An 18,056-nucleotide genomic window follows, 5' to 3' on the forward strand; every position below is an offset into this window, starting at 1 on the left:
CCCCGGCTCAAGCAATGTGATCACCATGCGGCGGGCAGCCACGCCCAGATGATGACCAGTGCCGGCGCGAGGAACGTTCCGAACGGAACGCGCGCCGCGGCACGGAGCGGGCGGCGCAAGCGAACCGCGCGGATGATGCTGAAGATGAAAGCCGCGACCGAAGCAAGCAGGATCTGGGCGCCGACGCCGGCCAGCCCGGCCAAGACGGTGGATACACCGATCAGCTTGATGTCGCCGAAGCCTATGCCGTCGCGGCCGCGCAGCCTCCCATACGCGACGTCGAACAGACACAGCAGGAGCATCAGGACGCCCCCCGGCCCGATGCGCCAGGCCAGCGCGGCGAAATCGCTCGCCTCGAACCACCAGTCGGCGAGCGCGACGACCAAGATGCCGGCCGTGTAGCGGTCAGGAATGAGCAAAGACGCAAGATCATGGACCGCGATTGCCGCGGCCAGAAGGCATAGCGCAAGCGCCGAAGCGACGACGAATGCGGGGCTTCCGATGACAGCCGGCACGGTAGCGGCGGCGAGCGCGACTGCGACGGCGGCGGTAGACCGACGCCGCGCCCTCAGAATCTTCATTCGATCATCGTCTTGGCCGGCCGCCGAAGCGGCACGTTTCTGGATGGCTCGTTCATCAGCCGCAATTGCGACCGCATCTCCTCCGCCACATGTTGCGCATCCATGCCGTCCTTCATGACCTGAGGCCGGATCAGGATGATCAGCTCCGTCCGCGTCGCGGAGTTCTGGTTGCTCCGGAAGGCGTCGCCGATGACGGGCAGATCGCCAAGCACCGGCACACCGTCGCGGCCGCGCTGCTGGCGTTCGCTGATCAGTCCGCCGAGCATCACGGTCTGGCCGCTGGTGACCGATACGGTCGAGCTGACCTTTCGTTGCGATATGGTCGGCGTCAGGGACTGGGCCTGGCTGCGCTGGACCGAGCTGATCTCCTGTTCGATGACGAGGCTGATCGTGCCGTTCCCGGTGATCCGGGGCAGAACCTTCAGGATCACGCCGGTATCGCGGAACTCGACGTTGTTGACGACCGGCGCTTCGGGATCGGTGACGGACTGCGCGGTGCGGGTGACGATCGGTATTTCATCACCGACCTGCAGCAAGGCGGGTTTGTTGTCGAGCACCACTACCGAGGGCGAGGAAAGCACCTTGACCTCGGTAACGCCGCGCAGCGCATCGATGACAACGCGCGGCTCGGTGTCGGGGCCAAGCAGCAGGTTGAAGCCCGGAAGCGTTCGCGACAGCACGGCCTTGCTGGCTTCCTGGAACAGACCGACCGATCCGTGGTTGCCGCCCACGCCGATATCATTGGATTTCAGGAAGAACTGCACGCCATAGCGCAGCTCGTTGGTCAGGGTGACCTCGGCTATCGTCGCTTCGATAGCGACCTGCTCTTGCGGCCGGTCGAGTGCGGTGATCGCCTGTTCGATCAGCCGTTGCTGGTCGGGCCGCCCGTAGATGAGAATGGTGTTGTTTTCGGGGTTCGCGGCGATGCGCACGCCGCTTTGCGACCCACCACCGCCCGGGATAGGCTGGTCGGTTTCGCCAGCGGGGGCCGGCAGGCTATCCGCCATGCGCTGATCCGGCGTCGCAGTGGCCGCCTGCGAACCGTTTGCGCCCTGATTCTGGCCGTCAGCCTGCGAGCCGGGCGGAAACTGCGAGGCCGGGTCTTCTGAAGCCGACGATGCCGGGGCGCCGTTGAATATTTCGTTGACCATCGATGCAAGGCGCCGTGGCTCCAGGTGCTGGACCTTGTACACCCGCAAATTGGAGGCAGACGCGTCGATCCGGTCGAGCCGCTCGATCCAGCTCGCCGCGCGCTGCAACTGGTTGCGCGTCTTCGCCACCACCAGAATCGCATTGCTGCGCTCGATCGGCTCGACCCTGATCGTGTTGCGTCCGCGACCGCCCTCCCCGATGTCGAGCACGCGGGTCAGCTCGGGCATCATGGTGGCCGCGCTGGAATTGTTGACAGGGAAAATGCCGACTGACTGGTCGGCCAGCCAGTCCTGGTCGAAAGAGCGCGCTGCTTCGATCGCCGCAGTCCGCTCCGCCGCCGTCCCCTGGAAGATCAGCGCGTTGCGGCTGGGATCCTCGCGCACCATGCCGGGACGGGCGACGAAGTTTTCGAGCAGCGGCAGGATCGTGCTGGCGGAAACGTTTTTCAGGGGAAACACCGTGACGGCGTAGCCAGGCTGGATGGTGGTGCCCGGATCGAGTTGGGCGGCTCCGAACGCTTCGTTCGCAGGTATCAGCCGCAGACGGTCGCTTTCGCGCATCATGGCCACGCCGCTGCTGTGCAGCGCGGACTCGAACATGGTGAGGATTTCCGCGGCCGGCGTAGGCTTCGACGTCGTGATCGATACCTTGCCCGCGATTCTGGGGTCGAGCGAGTAGCTGATCCCCAGCACCTCGCCCAGCACCGTGCGGGCCGCGACTTTGATCTCGGCCTCCTCGAGGTTGACCTCGAACTTTTCGCCGCTCAGCCGCTCGAGCGACTTGCGCTCGCCGGCAGTCAGCTGCTGTTGGTATCCGTAGTATACTTCACCCTGCCGGTTGTTCTGCGTGCGGCCGAAGCCGAGCCTCGACAGAAAACCGCCGCCGGAAGGTTTGCGCGCACTCAAATCTGCGTTCGCGACCTTGTCCAGGGCATCCGGCCGCGCGGCAACGTCTCCAAGATAATCACCAGTGGAGGTACACGCGGCCACTACCGCCAAGAGGCAGGCCGCCGCGCCTCTGCGAACCCACACGGAACAGGCATTTGGGGCACTGCCTTGCCGACCTACGCTCACCTACACACCCAACCCAAGCCTACGCCCGGCGCCTCGGGAAAGTACCGTTCTATGACGCTTGAAAACCACAAGGCACGCTTTCTGCTTCCCGCTTGGACACCGTACACCTCGTCGACCTCGGTCAGCCCGAGGTAGGTGAAGAACTCGAACTTATGCCGCGATTCGACATGGACCTGCGCCAGCGGCTGCAACTCCTCCCGCGTCAGGGCCCCGCCGACGTCGTCGTTGAGGCCCTGCTCGCATGGGCGGCAAAGCCATCGTCGAATGTTCAGCCTAACTCCTCCACGGTTGGGATTCTCAATGGAACCAGCCCGCTGGCACGGTCACCAATGCCGGGAACAGAACCAGCAGCACGATGAGGACCATCTCGGCCAGAAGGAAAGGCCACACACCTCTCAGGGCCGACCCCATTGAAACTTTGCTGATTCCGCACACCGTGTTGAGGACAGTTCCGACAGGGGGCGTAATCATGCCGACCGCGGCGGTCATGATGAACATGACCCCAAAATAGATCGGGTCGATCCCGGCCGCCGTTACGAGCGGCATGAGGATGGGTACCAGTATGGTGATCGAAGGTGCGAAATCGAGCACCATGCCGATGACAAAGATCGCCAGAACGATCATGGCCATCAGCAGGATCGGCATATCGATGAAAGGACTGAGGAGAGTAACGAGCTGGGCGGGCAGACTGGCGATCGTCATCATGAAGCCGGTGACCACGGAGGCTGCCACCAGCAGCATGATTACTGCCGTCATTCGACCGGCGTCGAGCAGCGCGTCAAAGAGCAGCCGCGGCGTCAGCTCCCGATAAACAACCAGCCCCACGAACAGTGCATAGAAGGCTGCAACGACGCCGGCCTCCGTGGGGGTGAAGATGCCGAACCGCAGTCCGACCAGGATAATCACCGGCAGCATCAACGCCCAACCGGCGGTCAGAATGGCTTTCGGGATGTCCCTGCGCGGGAGTTTGGGCTGGACCGCCGACGTTTCCTTTCTGGAGACGATCCACCAAGTCACCACCAGGCTCAGCCCCATCAGGATCCCTGGCACGATTCCGGCGAGGAATAAGCCGACGATGGAAATGTTTGCGGTGACGCCCAGGATGATGAATCCGACAGAGGGCGGGATCACGGGGGCAATGATGCCCGTCGCCGCCATCAAGCCCGAGGCGCGACTCATGCTGTAGCCCGCATCGCGCATAAGAGGGATCAGCATGACGGCAAGCGTCGCCGTATCCGCGATTGCCGATCCGGAGAGGCTGGCCATCAGCAAGCCCGTGCCGATGACCACGTAACCGAGGCCGCCACGTATGTGACCGAAGAGCGCCAGGGCCACGTTCACGATGCGGCGGGAGAGGCCGCCGGCGTTCATGAGCTCGCCGGCAATGAGAAAGAACGGGATCGCCATCAGCGGATAACTGTCCGCGCCATTGACCAGCCGTTGCGCGAGGATCTGAGCATCCAGATTTCCCATCAGCAGCATCATCGCAACCCCCGACAGCATCAGAGCGAAGGCAATGGGAATCCCGATGCCCATTGCACCGAGGAGTGAACCTATGAAGACCAAGCCGCTCACGGTGTTTTCTCCGAAACTAGCGCGGGGGACACGGCCGGTGGCGGCACATCGATCTCTGCTCCCGACCATGGGGCGGGCAGGATGCCGCGCAGCGAGCGCCACAGATCAAGAAGGAGGATCAGAGCCATCATGATGGCAGCGGTGATACCCGCGGCGTAGATGGCCCCGACGGGAATTCCCGACAGTGCTTGGACGTTGCCCCATTCGATCACGGTGAGTGACCAGCTGCCTTGTGCCAGGAGCCAGCAGCACCAGAGCATCAGGCCGTATGAAACAAGAAAGCAGACGAAGCGCGCCCTGCGAGGCAACCGGACCACCAATGAGTCGACGCCGAGATGCGCGCCCTTGGCTAGGGCCACCACGGATCCCATAAAGATGATCCAGACGAGAACCACACGGGAGACTTCAACGGCAAACGGAATGCCTGAGCTGAAGCCGTAGCGTAGCACGACATTTGTAAAGATTAGGATGCTGATGACGGCCATGCCGACGACGACGAAGACGTCAAAAGCCTTGAAAAGCCACTGTAACGGCGTGGTCATAACTGCTCCCAAAAGGTTGTGCGCGCATGCATCGATCCTTGCGGCACTCTGACGAGAATCCGCAGACCGTGAGCAGGGAGCCTCCAGCATGCTGATGGGGTAGAAACACCCAATCGCGTGATGAAGGCCTGTCCTGCTCATCCGGTCGAACAGCGCAGGGGTAAAGCCAACGATCCCTCCAACCAGTAGGAGGTCCCGGGCGAGCTTCCGGTGTCAGACACCTTCCACCACGGCCAGATGTGCCTTGGCATGCTTCTCGCGGGCCTTGATCGCCGTCTGATACTCTGGAGAGTTGTAGCAGGCGAGAGCGGTCTCGTAGTCCTTGAACTCGATGACCGCCAGGCGGTTCGCGTGAGGGCCCTCCATGACCTGGCTCGTTCCCGCGCGAACGACGAAGGACGCCCCGTATTTGTCGAACGCTGCCTTGTTCAAGGCAATGTATTCTTTATAGCCCTCATGGTCCGCGATATCGACCATTGCAACCCAGTATCCTTTTTTGGTCATCTGCTTCCTCTCCCACAGAAATTCCCATACCCTCTCGCGGAAGATACGGACGTCCCGATGCATTCAAATTCGCCACAAGTGCGTTTGCCGTTGATCCTCCTCGATCACACGGCTAGAACCGAAACTACGACGCTGACTACAATATGGACAGCTTGTCCAAAAGCGTGTAGTACCACCATGTTTCGTTGTCAAGCTTGCAAGGAGATGCGCCATGGGCCTAAGTGAGCTCCAGGACGAAGCCGATGAGAGAGCTTCTACTCACGTGCAGGGAGCGGCCTCGTTCTCGAAGTTCATCACGGTGCTGCAGATCATCGCGGATGCCCCTGGAACCTTGGACATTGCCCAACTGACAAAGTGCGCGCCATTTCCCCGGGGGACGGTCTACCGTCTCGTTTCGGCGCTCACGGCGGAGGGACTCATCACACAGTCGGGAGAGGGTGGAACGTTCCGCTTGGGGCCGCGCCTCCTCCAGCTTGCTGCCAAGACCTGGGAGGACTCCGACTTGCGGACGATCGCCAGGGATTTTCTGGTTTCGCTCCGCGACGCAACCGATGAGGCGGTTCACCTTGCGGTGCCCAGCAACAACCGGATGGTCTACATAGACAAGTTGGTGGGCTCCAGCAGGGTTCAGATGAAAACCAGCATTGGCGGCCAGGTTGAACTTCACTCGACATCCGTGGGTAAGGCGTGGCTGTCTGGTCTGCCAGACCAGCGGCTGTTGGAAGTCATCAAGAGCCTGGATCTGAGACGCCATACCGCCAAGACGTTCACGACACCCGAAGCGCTGTTCGATGAGTTGAAGCGGACGCGCGAGCAAGGGTTCGCGTTCGATGACGAGGAGAACGAACCGGATATCCGCTGTCTCGGCAGCCCGATCTTCAATCGTTCGGGGGAACCGATCGGAGCGGTCAGCATCAGCATGCCGGTGTACCGGCACGACGCTCGGCGCCACGAGCTCTGCGCAAGGCTGGTGCGTCAAACGGCGAAACAGATCAGTGGCGAATTGTCCAGGATGGTGTAGCGCCGGGCGCGCCACCGCGTCCATCGCCACCATCGACGTACCGCTTTAACGGCATCGCTATCATTCGACGCTGAGGAAGATGGCTGATCCAACAGCACCGAAACAGCCTTGGGGGCCGTTCAAGCCAGGTCAGTCCGGAACCCGGCAGGCAGGCCCGAAGGGGCCCACAACAAGCTCGTTGAAGCATGCCTCGAAGACATGCTCGCGGATTGGGAGGCCAACGTGCCAGCAGCCATTGGCAAGAAGCGAGAGAAAAAGCCAGACGCACACCTCGAAATCGCCGCTTCGATCCTGCCGCGAGACTTGCCGCACCAGATCGACAAGCGGCAGCCCTTCGTCAATGCCTTCGCCCACCGCTACAACCGTCACAGGGCACACGACGCTCTCGACGAATCAACTAAGCCGAGTATCTCAAGACCTTCAGCGGCGCGCCCCGCAGGCCTCCTCACATGTCTTGAACCAGGACATCCTCCAGGATGACACCAAGCGAACTCACTGTGCCGGAATGGCTGCGACGATCTCAGGCGATAGCCTGGGTGACATTGCTTGGCATGCTCTTCCATATCGCATTTGCTTTCGGACACATCGATGGCCCGACGCATAGAAACGGCTTGCTCTTATCCAGCTTCGAGCGGTCGCTCGCAGGATCCGGAGAAGGGCCCGCGTCGGGGCACCACGACGACAAGTCCCAGGGCCGTTGTGACATATGCATCATCGGCTCCATGGGAGCCGCACTGCCGGCGCCTGCGGCAGTTCATGTCCTTTCCGAGCTCACCTTCTACGCGATCGACTGGGTCGCGACTGCGGCGCGCCCGGACACCAGAGAACTCTCTTCACACTACGACATCCGCGGCCCTTCGCGAGCTTGAATGGATGGCTGAACTGCCGCTTCTCGCGGTCGCGCAACGCGCCGACACTTGTTATGGCGGCTAATGACCATATCGATCTGGAGAGACAGAGATGGGATTGCATCACCACACCGGGACGTTGTTTGCCGCTGGCATGTTTATTGTTATTTCGACGGCGCACGCAGAAGAAGATCGTCGAGAGCTTGGACCACATGTTCATGGACACGGGACATTGGCGATCGCTTTCGAGGCCAACAATGTTGAGATGGAGCTCGCTGCCCCTGGCATGGATATTGTCGGGTTTGAGCACGAAGCTGAAACCGCGGAGCAGAAGAGCGCCGTCGAGACCGCGCTCGCCGACCTTAAGGAACCCTTGAAGCTCTTCGCGATGCCCGACTCCGCAGGGTGCACCGTCACCTCCGCCGACGTCAAAGTCGTCGCGGAAGAACATGAGGACCACCCTGCTACCGCGGAGGCTGGTGAGGCCGCGGGTTCTGAAGAGCACGGGACCCATCACACCGAGTTCCGAGCAACTTATGCTCTCGCCTGCGCGGATACTGCCCAGGCCGCGTGGCTCGACTTCCCCTTCTTCGATCGCTTCGCCGGATCCTGGAAACTCGGCGTGACGGTCGTCGATGCCAATGGACAGACCGCTTTCGAGGTGTCCCGCGAGGCGCGCTATCTGGAGAGATGAGATGAACGCGGACGCCGCGACGGACGCCGTGCGCTTGCACGGCGTCGAATACAGGTGGAACGCGCGAGACCCGTTTTGCCTCTCAATCGGCGAGTTCGAAGTTTCCCGCGGTGAGCGTCTTCTGCTGCTTGGCGCATCCGGTAGCGGAAAATCGACGCTCCTCAGCTTGCTGACAGGCATCGCGTTGGCGCAAGCTGGGCGCTTGGAAGTCCTCGGGCAACGGCTTGACGAATTGAGCGGCAGCGGGCGCGATCGGTTTCGGGCGGAACATTTTGGCATCATCTTTCAGATGTTCAATCTTCTTCCCTACGGCGCCGTCATCGACAATGTGCTGTTACCGCTCAGCTTCGCGCCGGAACGTCGCGCCCGCGCAACGGCCGCGGGAGGCGCGGAGAGCGAAGCCCGGCGCCTCTTGTCGGCCCTGGGACTTCCGGCGGATATCGGGCAGCAGACGGCGGCCACCCTGAGCGTCGGTCAGCAGCAACGCGTCGCGACGGCGCGGGCGCTCATCGGCTCCCCCGATATTGTTGTCGCCGACGAGCCTACATCGGCTCTCGACGACGATCGGCAGCAGGATTTTCTCGACCTGCTGTTCGGCCAGATCGAGGCCACAAAGGCAACTCTGATCATGGTCAGTCACGACCGCCGCTTGGCGCAGCATTTCACGCGGGCGATCCAGCTCAACGACATCCTTACAACGTCGAAAAGCCGAGCCCGGGCATGATTGTCGCACGTCTCACTCTGCAATCGCTGCGCAACCGCTGGATCACGGTGTTGCTGACGATCCTTTCGATCTCCGTCAGCGTCATGCTTCTGCTCGGTGTCGAGAAGGTGCGCAGTGGCGCGCGAGACAGCTTTGCCGGGACCGTGTCTGGTGCGGATCTGGTCATTGGCGCCCGATCGGGTGCCATGCAGCTCCTTCTCTACTCGGTGTTCCGCATTGGCAACGCGACCAACAATGTCACCTGGCGCAGCTACGAAGACATCGTTTCGCGCCCGCAGGTAGCCTGGGTAATTCCGCTTTCACTTGGCGACAGCCATCGCGGCTTTCGCGTCATCGGGACGACTCCGGATTACTTCGAGCACTTCCAATATCGCGGCGGCCAGGCCTTGACGTTTGCCGCAGGCGCACCCTTTGACGACCTGTTCGATGTCGTCCTCGGCTCGGATGTTGCGAGCCGGCTTGGCTATTCCATCGGCGACAAGATCACTGTCGCGCACGGTGCGGGCTCCCTTGGGCCGCAGCATGACGACCTCCCGTTTCGCGTGTCCGGCATACTGGCACGTACCGGCACGCCGGTGGACAAATCCCTCCATGTCAGTCTCAAGGCTATCGAGGCCATTCATGTCGACTGGCGGTCCGGTTCACGGATCCCGGGACAAGTTACACCGGCCGACCGTCTGCGGCAGATGACCATTGCTCCGAAGGCGGTAACCGCCGCGATCATCGGCTTGAAGTCGCGCCTGCAAGTCATCGGGTTCCAGCGCGGCGTGAACGAGTACAGGGCCGAGCCTCTTTCGGCTGTGCTGCCGGGGGTCGCCTTGCAGGAGATGTGGGGACTGGTCGCCACCGCCGAGACCGCATTGCTTGGCGTCTCCGCGATGGTCGTGGTGACCTCGATGCTCGGCTTGTCGGCAATGATCCTGTCGACGCTCAACGAGCGACGGCGTGAGATCGCGATATTGCGCTCGCTGGGGGCAAAGCCCGGCACGGTTGCAGGACTTCTTGTCGGAGAGGCGACACTGCTGACAGTAGCGGGAATCGCAATAGGAACGGCGGCACTTTATGCGGTCCTGGTGGTGGCCCGCCCGCTTGTTGACAGACAGTTCGGCATCGACATCGGCATTCAGCCCCCATCCGCAACCGATGCCCTGTTGTTATTGGCAATATTGATCGGCGGGATGGCCGCCGGGTTCCTGCCGGCCTGTCGCGCCTACAGGATGTCACTCGCAGATGGCATGATGGTGAGAACATGAAGACTTCCGGATTCCTCGGCAACGCGAGGTCGATGTTGCGCTGCATCGCTCTCATCCTGGCCGTTTTGGGCGCGGGCTGCGGCGCGGCATTCAGCGAGGCCGCAACCCAGCTGAAATGGGAGATGCTGATCCCGCCGACAGAACCGCTGGCAAATTTCCCGGACGAACTTCCTTTTGAGCAGCAGGAGGCCCTGAGAAATGTCCTATACTGGAAAGGTCACCCGTCGGGCGAGTTGAGCGAAGAGTTTGCCCTTCAGCGCGACGAAGCCAAAAAAAGGGTCGACGCCGACAGGGAGAAACTTGCAAAGCAAGGCGTCGATCTTGATGCGCTTTACGAACGATACGTCGCCTGGGCTACGGAGATCGAGAGGCGTGGAACCCTCACCGAGAAGAAGTTGGACGGGGCGCAGGTAGCCATCGCCGGCTATCTGCTGCCCCTGGATTTTAACCCGGACGGTACGACGGAGTTCCTGCTGGTCCCCTATTTCGGTGCGTGCATCCATGAGCCGCCACCGCCGCCGAACCAGGTGATCTACTTGAAATCCACCGCTCCGTACGCGCCTGCGGCCCTGTTCGAGGGCGTGATGATAACCGGCACGATGCGCGTGCAGTCCGAAAGGAAAGACCTCTCCTTTGTGGACGGTTCAAGCGAAGTTGCTTCGGGCTACGTCCTGGAGAGCGAAAGCATCGAGCCCTATCAAGGCGAAGGTGGCGGGCAATAGTGGCCAGTCCTGCGGAGGCGATGCCAACCGCCAGTCCGCGGGTCAGAGGCAGGCACGGACGTGGATGGATGCGCTCAGCGAAACCCGGTGACCCTGAGCACCTCCGCCGGCGAGGTGAGACCTTGCCCTGCCTTCCTGGCACCGTCATGCGCCATCGTGCTCATGCCCCGCTCCAGCGCGAGCGCTTCGATCCTGGAGTGGTCTGCTCCTTGTGAAGCGAGCTCGATGATAGCCTCCTCGAGGACCAGGATCTCGAACACGGCGATGCGGCCTCGATACCCGGTGCCGTTGCAACGGCCGCAGCCCACTGCGCTGAACACTTTCTGGCCCTGGGAGAACCCGACGGCCTGGTAACGCGAGTCGGAGGAGAAAGTCTCGGCCGGAAGAATTCCTTCCTGCTTGCAGTGATCGCAGAGCCGCCGCAACAGGCGCTGGGAGATGATGCCGCGTACGGCGCCGACCAGCAGATAGGTCTCGACACCCAGGTCGCGCATACGGGTGAAGGCCGCCGCCGCGGTGTTCGCGTGGACCGTGGTGAGAACGAGGTGTCCGGTGAGCGCTGCCTGGACGGCGGCCCGTGCCGTCTCGCCGTCGCGTATCTCGCCGACCAGGATCACGTCGGGGTCCTGTCGCACGAACGTCCGGATCGCGGATGAGAAGGTGATGCCGATCGCCGAGTTGATCTGCGACTGCACGATGCCGGGGATCTGGTACTCGACGGGATCCTCGATGGTCACGATCTTGCGGCCCGGATCGTTTAGCTTCGAGAGCGCGGCGGCGAGCGTCGTCGTCTTGCCGCTGCCGGTCGGGCCGGCGACGGCGATCATTCCGTGGGTGTGCTCAAGGAGCCGGTTCAGCGTCTGCCGTTCCTGGTCATCCAGGCCCACGCCCGCGAAATCGAGCAGGACGCTGTCGCGGTGCAGGATGCGCATGACGACGGTCTCGCCATGGATGGAGGAGAGGGTGGCAACGCGCAGTTCGACTTCGCGGTCGCCGATGGGAAGGCGCATCGCACCATCCTGAGGCTTGCGGCGCTCGGTGATGTCGAGGCCGGCGAGAACCTTGATTCGCGACACGATCGCATCGCCCATTTCGTGCGGCGGCGGAGGCATGATCCGCAAGACGCCGTCGATACGGAAACGCATCACGAGCCGTCCGCGCATCGGTTCGAGGTGGATGTCGGTTGCCCTCAGGTCGAGCGCGCGCCGGAAGATGTCGTCGACGACAACCACAACCGGCGCGCCGCTCGCGAGATCCCGCAGGCTTGCGATAGCCGCTTCGGAGGTTGCTCCTTCGCCGGTGGCCTGGGCAACGTCCTGGGTGCCGGAAAGACGTTCCAAGCAGGATTCCAGGTCGGGTGCGGGAACCACGCAGACCTCGACGTCACCGTCGAGAACGGATCGCAGCGCCTCTATCGGGTCTGCGTCTCCAGGGTGGAGAACCCCTATGACGGCGCTCCCGTCAGGCGCCGTGAGCGGCGCGATCCAGTTCTCCACAAGAAATCGGTTTGAGAGATTCTGCGCGACGGGCCTGTAGTCGGCGAGTTGGTGCCGGTCGAGAAGCCGCACGCCATAATAGGACGACAGGAAGCCTGCGAGGGCATCGGCGTCGACGATCTGCGCTTCGATCAGGCGGTGCAGGTCGGAGGCTCGCGAGGCCGTGCTCTCACCGAAAAGGCCCCGCGTAGCCTCGCGGCTCGCCAGTCCGGCACCGGCCATGGACGACAAGAGCGAGTGTAAGTCTGTAAGCTGTGGGTTCATTGAACGTACCTGTCGCACTTGACCCTTGAGCACGATGGACGCCGGCTTGCGCATGCCGAATCCGTCTGTCGGTTTAGTCCGCAGAGCGGTCTGCCTGACGTACGATTCCGGACCCGGCGGTTCCCCGGAAAGCTGCGCCAGACCAGAAGGCTGTGCGGTATGGGTGTCAAGAGCCCGTGCCCCTTCTACTCCCACCAGACGGTGAACCGGGTGCCACACGAGGTAGCGATTGAGAATCTTTCGCTACACCCACATATCGCCGCCAATATTGCGGAACCCCACTCGACCAAGGCAAGCGTCACGCCCGCCAGCAGCTGGTGGGAAATCGTCATGACCCATGCGACCGTGACGATCGTAGCCGAGGGCCGCAGACTGCGCCGCGTTGGAATGAGCAGGCTTGGAGTGGCTGGAGCCCTTCCCGCTTCATCGCCTTGCCGGGCGTATCAATCTCAGTGATCCATGGCCTTGACGATTTCCTCGGTCATCTTCTTGGCGTCGCCGAGCAGCATCATGGTGCCGTCCTTGTAGAACAGCGTGTTGTCGATGCCGGCATAGCCGGAGCCGAGCGAGCGCTTGACGAACAGGCAGGTGCGCGCCTTGTCGACGTCGAGGATCGGCATACCGTAAATAGGTGAGCTCTTGTCATCCCGCGCGGACGGGTTGGTGACGTCGTTGGCGCCGATGACATAGGCGACGTCGGCCTGCGCGAATTCGGAATTGATGTCCTCGAGCTCGAACACTTCGTCGTAAGGCACGTTGGCTTCGGCCAAGAGCACGTTCATGTGGCCCGGCATGCGGCCGGCCACGGGGTGGATGGCGTATTTGACGTCGACGCCATTGGCCTTGAGCTTGTCGGCCATCTCGCGCAGTGCGTGCTGGGCCTGGGCGACGGCCATGCCGTAGCCAGGCACGATGATGACCTTCTGCGCGTTCATCATCAGATAGGCCGCATCGTCGGCCGAGCCCTGCTTGACCGTGCGCTCGATCCCATCATCAGCGCCCGCGGCTGCGGTCTCACCACCGAAGCCGCCGAGGATGACGGAGATGAAGGAGCGGTTCATGCCCTTGCACATGATGTAGGACAGGATGGCGCCCGACGAGCCGACCAGGGCGCCGGTGATGATCAGCGCCAGATTGCCGAGCGTGAAGCCCAGAGCCGCGGCCGCCCAACCCGAATAGGAGTTGAGCATCGACACCACCACCGGCATGTCGGCGCCGCCGATGGGGATGATGAGCAGCACGCCCAGCACCAGCGATGCGGCAACGATGAGCCAGAAGACGAGCTTCGATTCGGTGGTGACCAAAAGCACGATCAGCACGACCAAGGCGATGCCAAGCGCGATGTTGATGAAATGGCGGCCGCCGATCATGATCGGCTTGCCGGACATGCGCCCGTCAAGCTTGAGGAAGGCGATGACCGAGCCGGTGAAGGTGATGGCGCCGATGGCCACACCCAGGCTCATTTCGACCAGCGCCTGTGCGTGGATGTCGCCCGCCGTGCCGATGCCGAAGCTTTCCGGCGCATAGATGGCGGCCGCCGCCACCATCACGGCGGCAAGGCCGACGAGCGAGTGGAAGGCGGCGACCAGTTGCGGCATCGAGGTCATGGCGATGCGCCTGGCCGTGACGGCGCCGACGCCGCCGCCAATGGCAAGGCCGAGCACGATCAGGCCGAAGCGTCCGGCCGATGGCGTGGCCAGCGCCAGCGTGGTGGCGATGGCGATGCCCATGCCGATCATGCCGTAGAGATTGCCCTGCCGGCTGGTGGTCGGGTGCGACAGGCCGCGCAACGCCAGGATGAAGAGAATGCCGGAGACCAGATAGAGGAAGGAGGCGAGATTGACGGTCACGTCACTTGTCCTTCTTCTTGTACATTGCCAGCATGCGCTGGGTGACGAGGAAGCCGCCGAAGATGTTGACCGACACCAGCATCAGCGCGACGAAGCCGAAGCCCGCGGCGACGCCGGAGGCGGCGATGCCGACGGCAAGCAGCGCGCCGACGACGATGACCGAGGAGATGGCGTTGGTGACGGCCATCAGCGGCGTGTGCAGCGCAGGCGTCACCGACCAGACGACGTAATAGCCGACGAAGATCGCCAGCACGAAGATGGCCAGGCGGAAGACGAAGGGATCGATGGCGCCGCCCGACAGCGCGTGCGCGGCGTCACCGGCCGCCTCGGCGCCGCCGGGAGCATTTGCCAGGTTCTGCACCGCCAGCCGGACGGCGGCACTTGCCTGGTCGAGCTGGTCGAGGGCTTTCTGCAAGGTCTGATCCATCACGCGGTCCCTTTCGGCTTGGGCGAGGGCGACTTTGGCGAGGGCGACTTGGGCGGCGGGGGCTTGGATGCGGCGGCTTGCTTGGACGCGGCTTTCCTAGGCGCGGCTTGCTTGGGCGCCGAAGCATCGGCGACCATTGTGCTGGCCGGGATCGCCGGCGGTTCGATATATTGGCCCTTTGGCGGCTGCTGGTCGGCCTTGGCGAAGGCCGGATGGACGATCTTGCCACCGTCGGTCAGCATGGTCGCCTTGACCAGGTCGTCATCGCGATTGATGGCAAGCGTCTTCGTCGCCTTGTCGACCAGGGTCTCGAGGAAAGCAAAAAGGTTCCTGGCGTAGAGCAGCGAGGCGGAGGCCGCGACGCGGCCCGGCACGTTGAGGTAGCCGACGATCTTGACGCCGTTGGCCGTCGTCACGACCTTGCCAGGCACAGCGCCCTCGACATTGCCGCCGCGCTCCACCGCAAGATCGACGATCACCGAACCGGGCTTCATCGAGGCGACCATGTCAGCCGACACCAGCCTCGGCGCCGGGCGGCCGGGGATCAGCGCCGTGGTGATGACGATGTCCTGCTTGGCGATGTGCTCGGCGGTCAGCGCCGCCTGCTTGGCCTGGTAATCCTTGGACATCTCCTTGGCGTAGCCGCCGGCGGTCTCGGCCGCCTTGAACTCTTCGTCCTCGACGGCGAGGAACTTTGCGCCAAGCGAGGCGACCTGTTCCTTGGCGGCGGGGCGCACATCGGTCGCGGTGACGACCGCGCCGAGCCGGCGCGCTGTGGCGATCGCCTGCAGGCCGGCAACGCCGACGCCCATGATGAACACCTTGGCGGCAGGAACAGTGCCGGCCGCCGTCATCATCATCGGCAGCGCCCGGTCATATTCGGCAGCGCCGTCGATCACCGCCTGGTAGCCGGCAAGGTTAGCCTGCGAGGACAAGACGTCCATCGACTGGGCGCGCGTGATGCGCGGCATGAATTCCATCGCAAAGGCCGTCACCCCGGCCTTGGCCAGTGCCGCGACGGCGGCGTCATTGCCATACGGATCCATGATGGCGATGACCGCAGCGCCTGACTTGTAGCTTTTCAGCTCCGCATCGGTCGGCCGGCGCACCTTCAGAATCACATCCGCACGGGCCGCATCGGATGCGGAACCAATGGTGGCACCGGCCTTCGCGTAGTCTTCGTCGGCGATGCGGGACAGTGTGCCCGCTCCGCTCTCAACCACCACGTCGAAGCCAAGGGCGGCTATGCGCTTCACCGTATCGGGCGACGCCGCGACACGGGGTTCGCCCGAGCCGCCCTCGGCGGGAATGAAGATGATCTGGCTCACGCTTGGCTACCCCTCCCCGGCACGCGGCGCATCTGCGCGCCTGCCGTATCGTTCACATCTTACTACAATCCACAAAATGGGCAATTTGTCCACATATCTGATTGAGGGTACTTGTCCGCCAGTTGCCGATGCCATATCGATGGCCAAACGGCGGTTCTGGAGGTGTAAATGTCCAAGATCAATGGTGCGAAGCGGCTACGCTCGCGCGAGTGGTTCGACAATCCGGACAATCCCGGCATGACGGCGCTCTACCTCGAACGCTATCTGAACTATGGGCTGACCCGCGAAGAACTGCAGTCCGGAAAGCCGCTTATCGGCATCGCCCAGACGGGCTCGGACCTGTCACCTTGCAACCGGCATCATATCGAGCTCGCCAAGCGCGTGCGCGACGGCATTGTGGCCGCCGGCGGGGTGCCGTTGGAATTCCCGGTCCACCCGATCCAGGAGACAGGCAAGCGGCCCACCGCCGCGCTCGACCGCAACCTCGCCTATCTCGCTCTCGTCGAGTTGCTTTATGGCTATCCGCTGGATGGCGTCGTGCTGACCATCGGCTGCGACAAGACCACCCCGGCGCTGCTGATGGCCGCGGCCACCGTCAACATTCCAGCCATAGCGCTGTCCGTCGGCCCGATGCTGAACGGCTGGCACAAGGGCGAACGCACCGGCTCCGGCACGGTCGTGTGGAAGTCACGCGAAAGGCTGGCGGCAGGAGAGATCGACTACGACCAGTTCATGGACATCGTCGCTTCATCGGCGCCGTCCGTCGGCTACTGCAACACGATGGGCACGGCGACGACGATGAACTCGCTGGCCGAGGCGCTCGGCATGCAGTTGCCGGGCTCCGCCGCCATTCCAGCACCCTATCGCGAGCGCGGCCAGATCGCCTACCAAACCGGCAAGCGCATCGTCGACATGGTGCGCGAGGACTTGAAACCCTCCGACATCATGACGCGGCAAGCCTTCGAGAACGCCATCGTCGTCAATTCTGCCATCGGCGGCTCGACCAATGCGCCGATCCACCTCAACGCCATCGCGCGGCATCTCGGCGTGTCGCTGACCGTCGATGACTGGCAGAAGGTCGGTCACCACGTTCCGCTAATCGTAAATCTCCAGCCGGCCGGTGAATATCTCGGCGAGGACTATCATCATGCGGGCGGTGTGCCGGTCGTGGTGGCAGAGCTGATGAAGGCCGGCTTGCTGCCGCATCCTGGAGCCATGACCGTCAACGGCCGCACGATCGGCGACAATTGCGCCGCGGCAGAGAATCTCGACGGCAAGGTCATCCGTACCGTGGCCAATCCGCTCAGGAAGGATGCCGGCTTCATCAACCTGAAAGGCAATCTGTTCGATTCCGCAATCATGAAGACGTCGGTCATCTCGCCGGAGTTTCGCGACCGCTATCTGTCAAATCCGCGAGACCCCGATGCCTTCGAGGGCGTCGCCGTCGTCTTCGACGGTCCGGAAGACTACCACCGTCGCATTGAGGATCCGTCACTCGGCCTGAACGAGAATACCATCCTGTTCATGCGCGGAGCCGGCCCAGTCGGTTATCCGGGCGGCGCCGAAGTCGTGAACATGCAGCCGCCAGCCTACCTGCTGAAGGCGGGCATCCACTCGCTTCCCTGCATCGGCGATGGCCGTCAGTCCGGCACTTCCGGCTCTCCATCGATCCTCAACGCCTCGCCCGAGGCGGCCGTCGGTGGTGGCCTTGCGCTGCTGCGTACGGGTGACCGGGTACGCATCGACCTGCGCAAGGGGACCGCCGACATCCTCGTGTCGGACGACGAGATTAAGCGCCGTCGCGTCGACCTGCAAAACGAGGGCGGCTATGCATATCCGAAGCATCAGACACCCTGGCAGGAGATCCAGCGGTCAATGGTTGACCAGTTGTCCGAGGGAATGGTTCTGAAGCCGGCGGTGAAGTACCAGAACATCGCCGTCACCAGCGGCCTGCCGCGCGACAATCATTAGGACAGTTCCTACTTGGGCCTGCGTTCAAGAT

16 protein-coding genes are annotated in these 18,056 nt (G+C 62.9%); 6 read left to right on the forward strand and 10 right to left on the reverse strand.

Annotation, left to right across the window (positions count from 1 at the left end; genetic code table 11):
• Window positions 1-20: 20 nt before the first annotated feature.
• From FJ942_RS08035 to FJ942_RS08055, 5 genes are all read right to left on the reverse strand, one after another.
• Entirely contained in the window at window positions 21-581 is a 561-nt protein-coding gene (locus FJ942_RS08035) for an A24 family peptidase (RefSeq protein WP_140500987.1), read from the reverse strand.
• Complete coding sequence (gspD, locus tag FJ942_RS08040; protein ID WP_224519202.1) at window positions 578-2,722, reverse strand: type II secretion system secretin GspD; 2,145 nt, start codon at window positions 2,720-2,722, stop codon at window positions 578-580. Before gspD ends, FJ942_RS08035 begins: the two co-directional genes overlap by 4 nt.
• 381 nt (window positions 2,723-3,103) lie before the next feature.
• Window positions 3,104-4,381, reverse strand: a complete 1,278-nt coding sequence (locus tag FJ942_RS08045) for a TRAP transporter large permease subunit (protein ID WP_140560829.1) — start codon at window positions 4,379-4,381, stop codon at window positions 3,104-3,106.
• On the reverse strand, window positions 4,378-4,923 hold the full coding sequence (locus FJ942_RS08050) for a TRAP transporter small permease (RefSeq protein WP_181165438.1): 546 nt from the start codon (window positions 4,921-4,923) through the stop codon (window positions 4,378-4,380). Before FJ942_RS08050 ends, FJ942_RS08045 begins: the two co-directional genes overlap by 4 nt.
• 213 nt (window positions 4,924-5,136) lie before the next feature.
• Window positions 5,137-5,427 carry a DUF1330 domain-containing protein gene (locus tag FJ942_RS08055; protein WP_140558623.1) on the reverse strand — a complete coding sequence of 97 codons (291 nt, stop codon included), beginning with the start codon at window positions 5,425-5,427 and terminating at the stop codon, window positions 5,137-5,139.
• A 211-nt stretch (window positions 5,428-5,638) separates the two neighbouring features.
• Between FJ942_RS08055 and FJ942_RS08060 the strand changes: the two genes are divergently transcribed.
• Window positions 5,639-6,448: an IclR family transcriptional regulator gene (locus FJ942_RS08060; protein ID WP_140500977.1), complete on the forward strand. Its 810-nt coding sequence runs from the start codon at window positions 5,639-5,641 to the stop codon at window positions 6,446-6,448.
• Window positions 6,449-6,577: 129 nt separating this feature from the next.
• Here FJ942_RS08060 and FJ942_RS08065 read toward each other — a convergent pair whose 3' ends face one another.
• A complete protein-coding gene (locus tag FJ942_RS08065) occupies window positions 6,578-6,802 on the reverse strand; it encodes a hypothetical protein (RefSeq protein WP_140500975.1) in 225 nt (74 codons plus the stop codon).
• Between the two features lie 606 nt (window positions 6,803-7,408).
• On the opposite strand from FJ942_RS08065, the gene FJ942_RS08070 reads away from it, so the two are divergent.
• The 4 genes from FJ942_RS08070 to FJ942_RS08085 are packed head-to-tail and all read left to right on the forward strand — an operon-like array spanning window position 7,409 to window position 10,689.
• Window positions 7,409-7,990, forward strand: a complete 582-nt coding sequence (locus FJ942_RS08070) for a DUF2796 domain-containing protein (protein ID WP_140500972.1) — start codon at window positions 7,409-7,411, stop codon at window positions 7,988-7,990.
• 1 nt (window position 7,991) lies between these two features.
• Entirely contained in the window at window positions 7,992-8,714 is a 723-nt protein-coding gene (locus FJ942_RS08075) for an ATP-binding cassette domain-containing protein (RefSeq protein ID WP_140500970.1), read from the forward strand.
• The gene (locus tag FJ942_RS08080; RefSeq protein WP_210243342.1) at window positions 8,711-9,967 is read left to right on the forward strand and encodes an FtsX-like permease family protein; all 1,257 of its coding nucleotides are present in this window, start codon (window positions 8,711-8,713) and stop codon (window positions 9,965-9,967) included. The genes FJ942_RS08075 and FJ942_RS08080 overlap by 4 nt, the downstream gene beginning before the upstream one ends.
• Window positions 9,964-10,689 carry a DUF3299 domain-containing protein gene (locus tag FJ942_RS08085; protein WP_140558626.1) on the forward strand — a complete coding sequence of 242 codons (726 nt, stop codon included), beginning with the start codon at window positions 9,964-9,966 and terminating at the stop codon, window positions 10,687-10,689. The genes FJ942_RS08080 and FJ942_RS08085 overlap by 4 nt, the downstream gene beginning before the upstream one ends.
• Window positions 10,690-10,763: 74 nt before the next feature.
• Here FJ942_RS08085 and FJ942_RS08090 read toward each other — a convergent pair whose 3' ends face one another.
• The 4 genes from FJ942_RS08090 to FJ942_RS08105 all read right to left on the reverse strand — a co-directional run bounded on the left by FJ942_RS08090 (window position 10,764) and on the right by FJ942_RS08105 (window position 16,054).
• A complete protein-coding gene (locus FJ942_RS08090) occupies window positions 10,764-12,503 on the reverse strand; it encodes a GspE/PulE family protein (protein ID WP_140500966.1) in 1,740 nt (579 codons plus the stop codon).
• 395 nt (window positions 12,504-12,898) lie between these two features.
• Window positions 12,899-14,299 (reverse strand): NAD(P)(+) transhydrogenase (Re/Si-specific) subunit beta, encoded by a 1,401-nt coding sequence (locus FJ942_RS08095; protein ID WP_140512860.1) that lies wholly within the window; start codon window positions 14,297-14,299, stop codon window positions 12,899-12,901.
• Between the two features lies 1 nt (window position 14,300).
• Window positions 14,301-14,726, reverse strand: coding sequence for an NAD(P) transhydrogenase subunit alpha (locus tag FJ942_RS08100; protein WP_140512858.1), 426 nt, complete (start codon window positions 14,724-14,726; stop codon window positions 14,301-14,303).
• Window positions 14,726-16,054, reverse strand: a complete 1,329-nt coding sequence (locus tag FJ942_RS08105) for a Re/Si-specific NAD(P)(+) transhydrogenase subunit alpha (protein ID WP_140897462.1) — start codon at window positions 16,052-16,054, stop codon at window positions 14,726-14,728. Before FJ942_RS08105 ends, FJ942_RS08100 begins: the two co-directional genes overlap by 1 nt.
• Window positions 16,055-16,222: 168 nt before the next feature.
• Here FJ942_RS08105 and FJ942_RS08110 point away from each other — a divergent pair, with 168 nt between their 5' ends.
• Window positions 16,223-18,025 carry an IlvD/Edd family dehydratase gene (locus FJ942_RS08110; protein ID WP_140496487.1) on the forward strand — a complete coding sequence of 601 codons (1,803 nt, stop codon included), beginning with the start codon at window positions 16,223-16,225 and terminating at the stop codon, window positions 18,023-18,025.
• The last annotated feature ends 31 nt before the right edge of the window (window positions 18,026-18,056 follow it).

It is taken from the genome of Mesorhizobium sp. B2-4-2 (genome assembly GCF_006442845.1).
Lineage (GTDB): Bacteria > Pseudomonadota > Alphaproteobacteria > Rhizobiales > Rhizobiaceae > Mesorhizobium.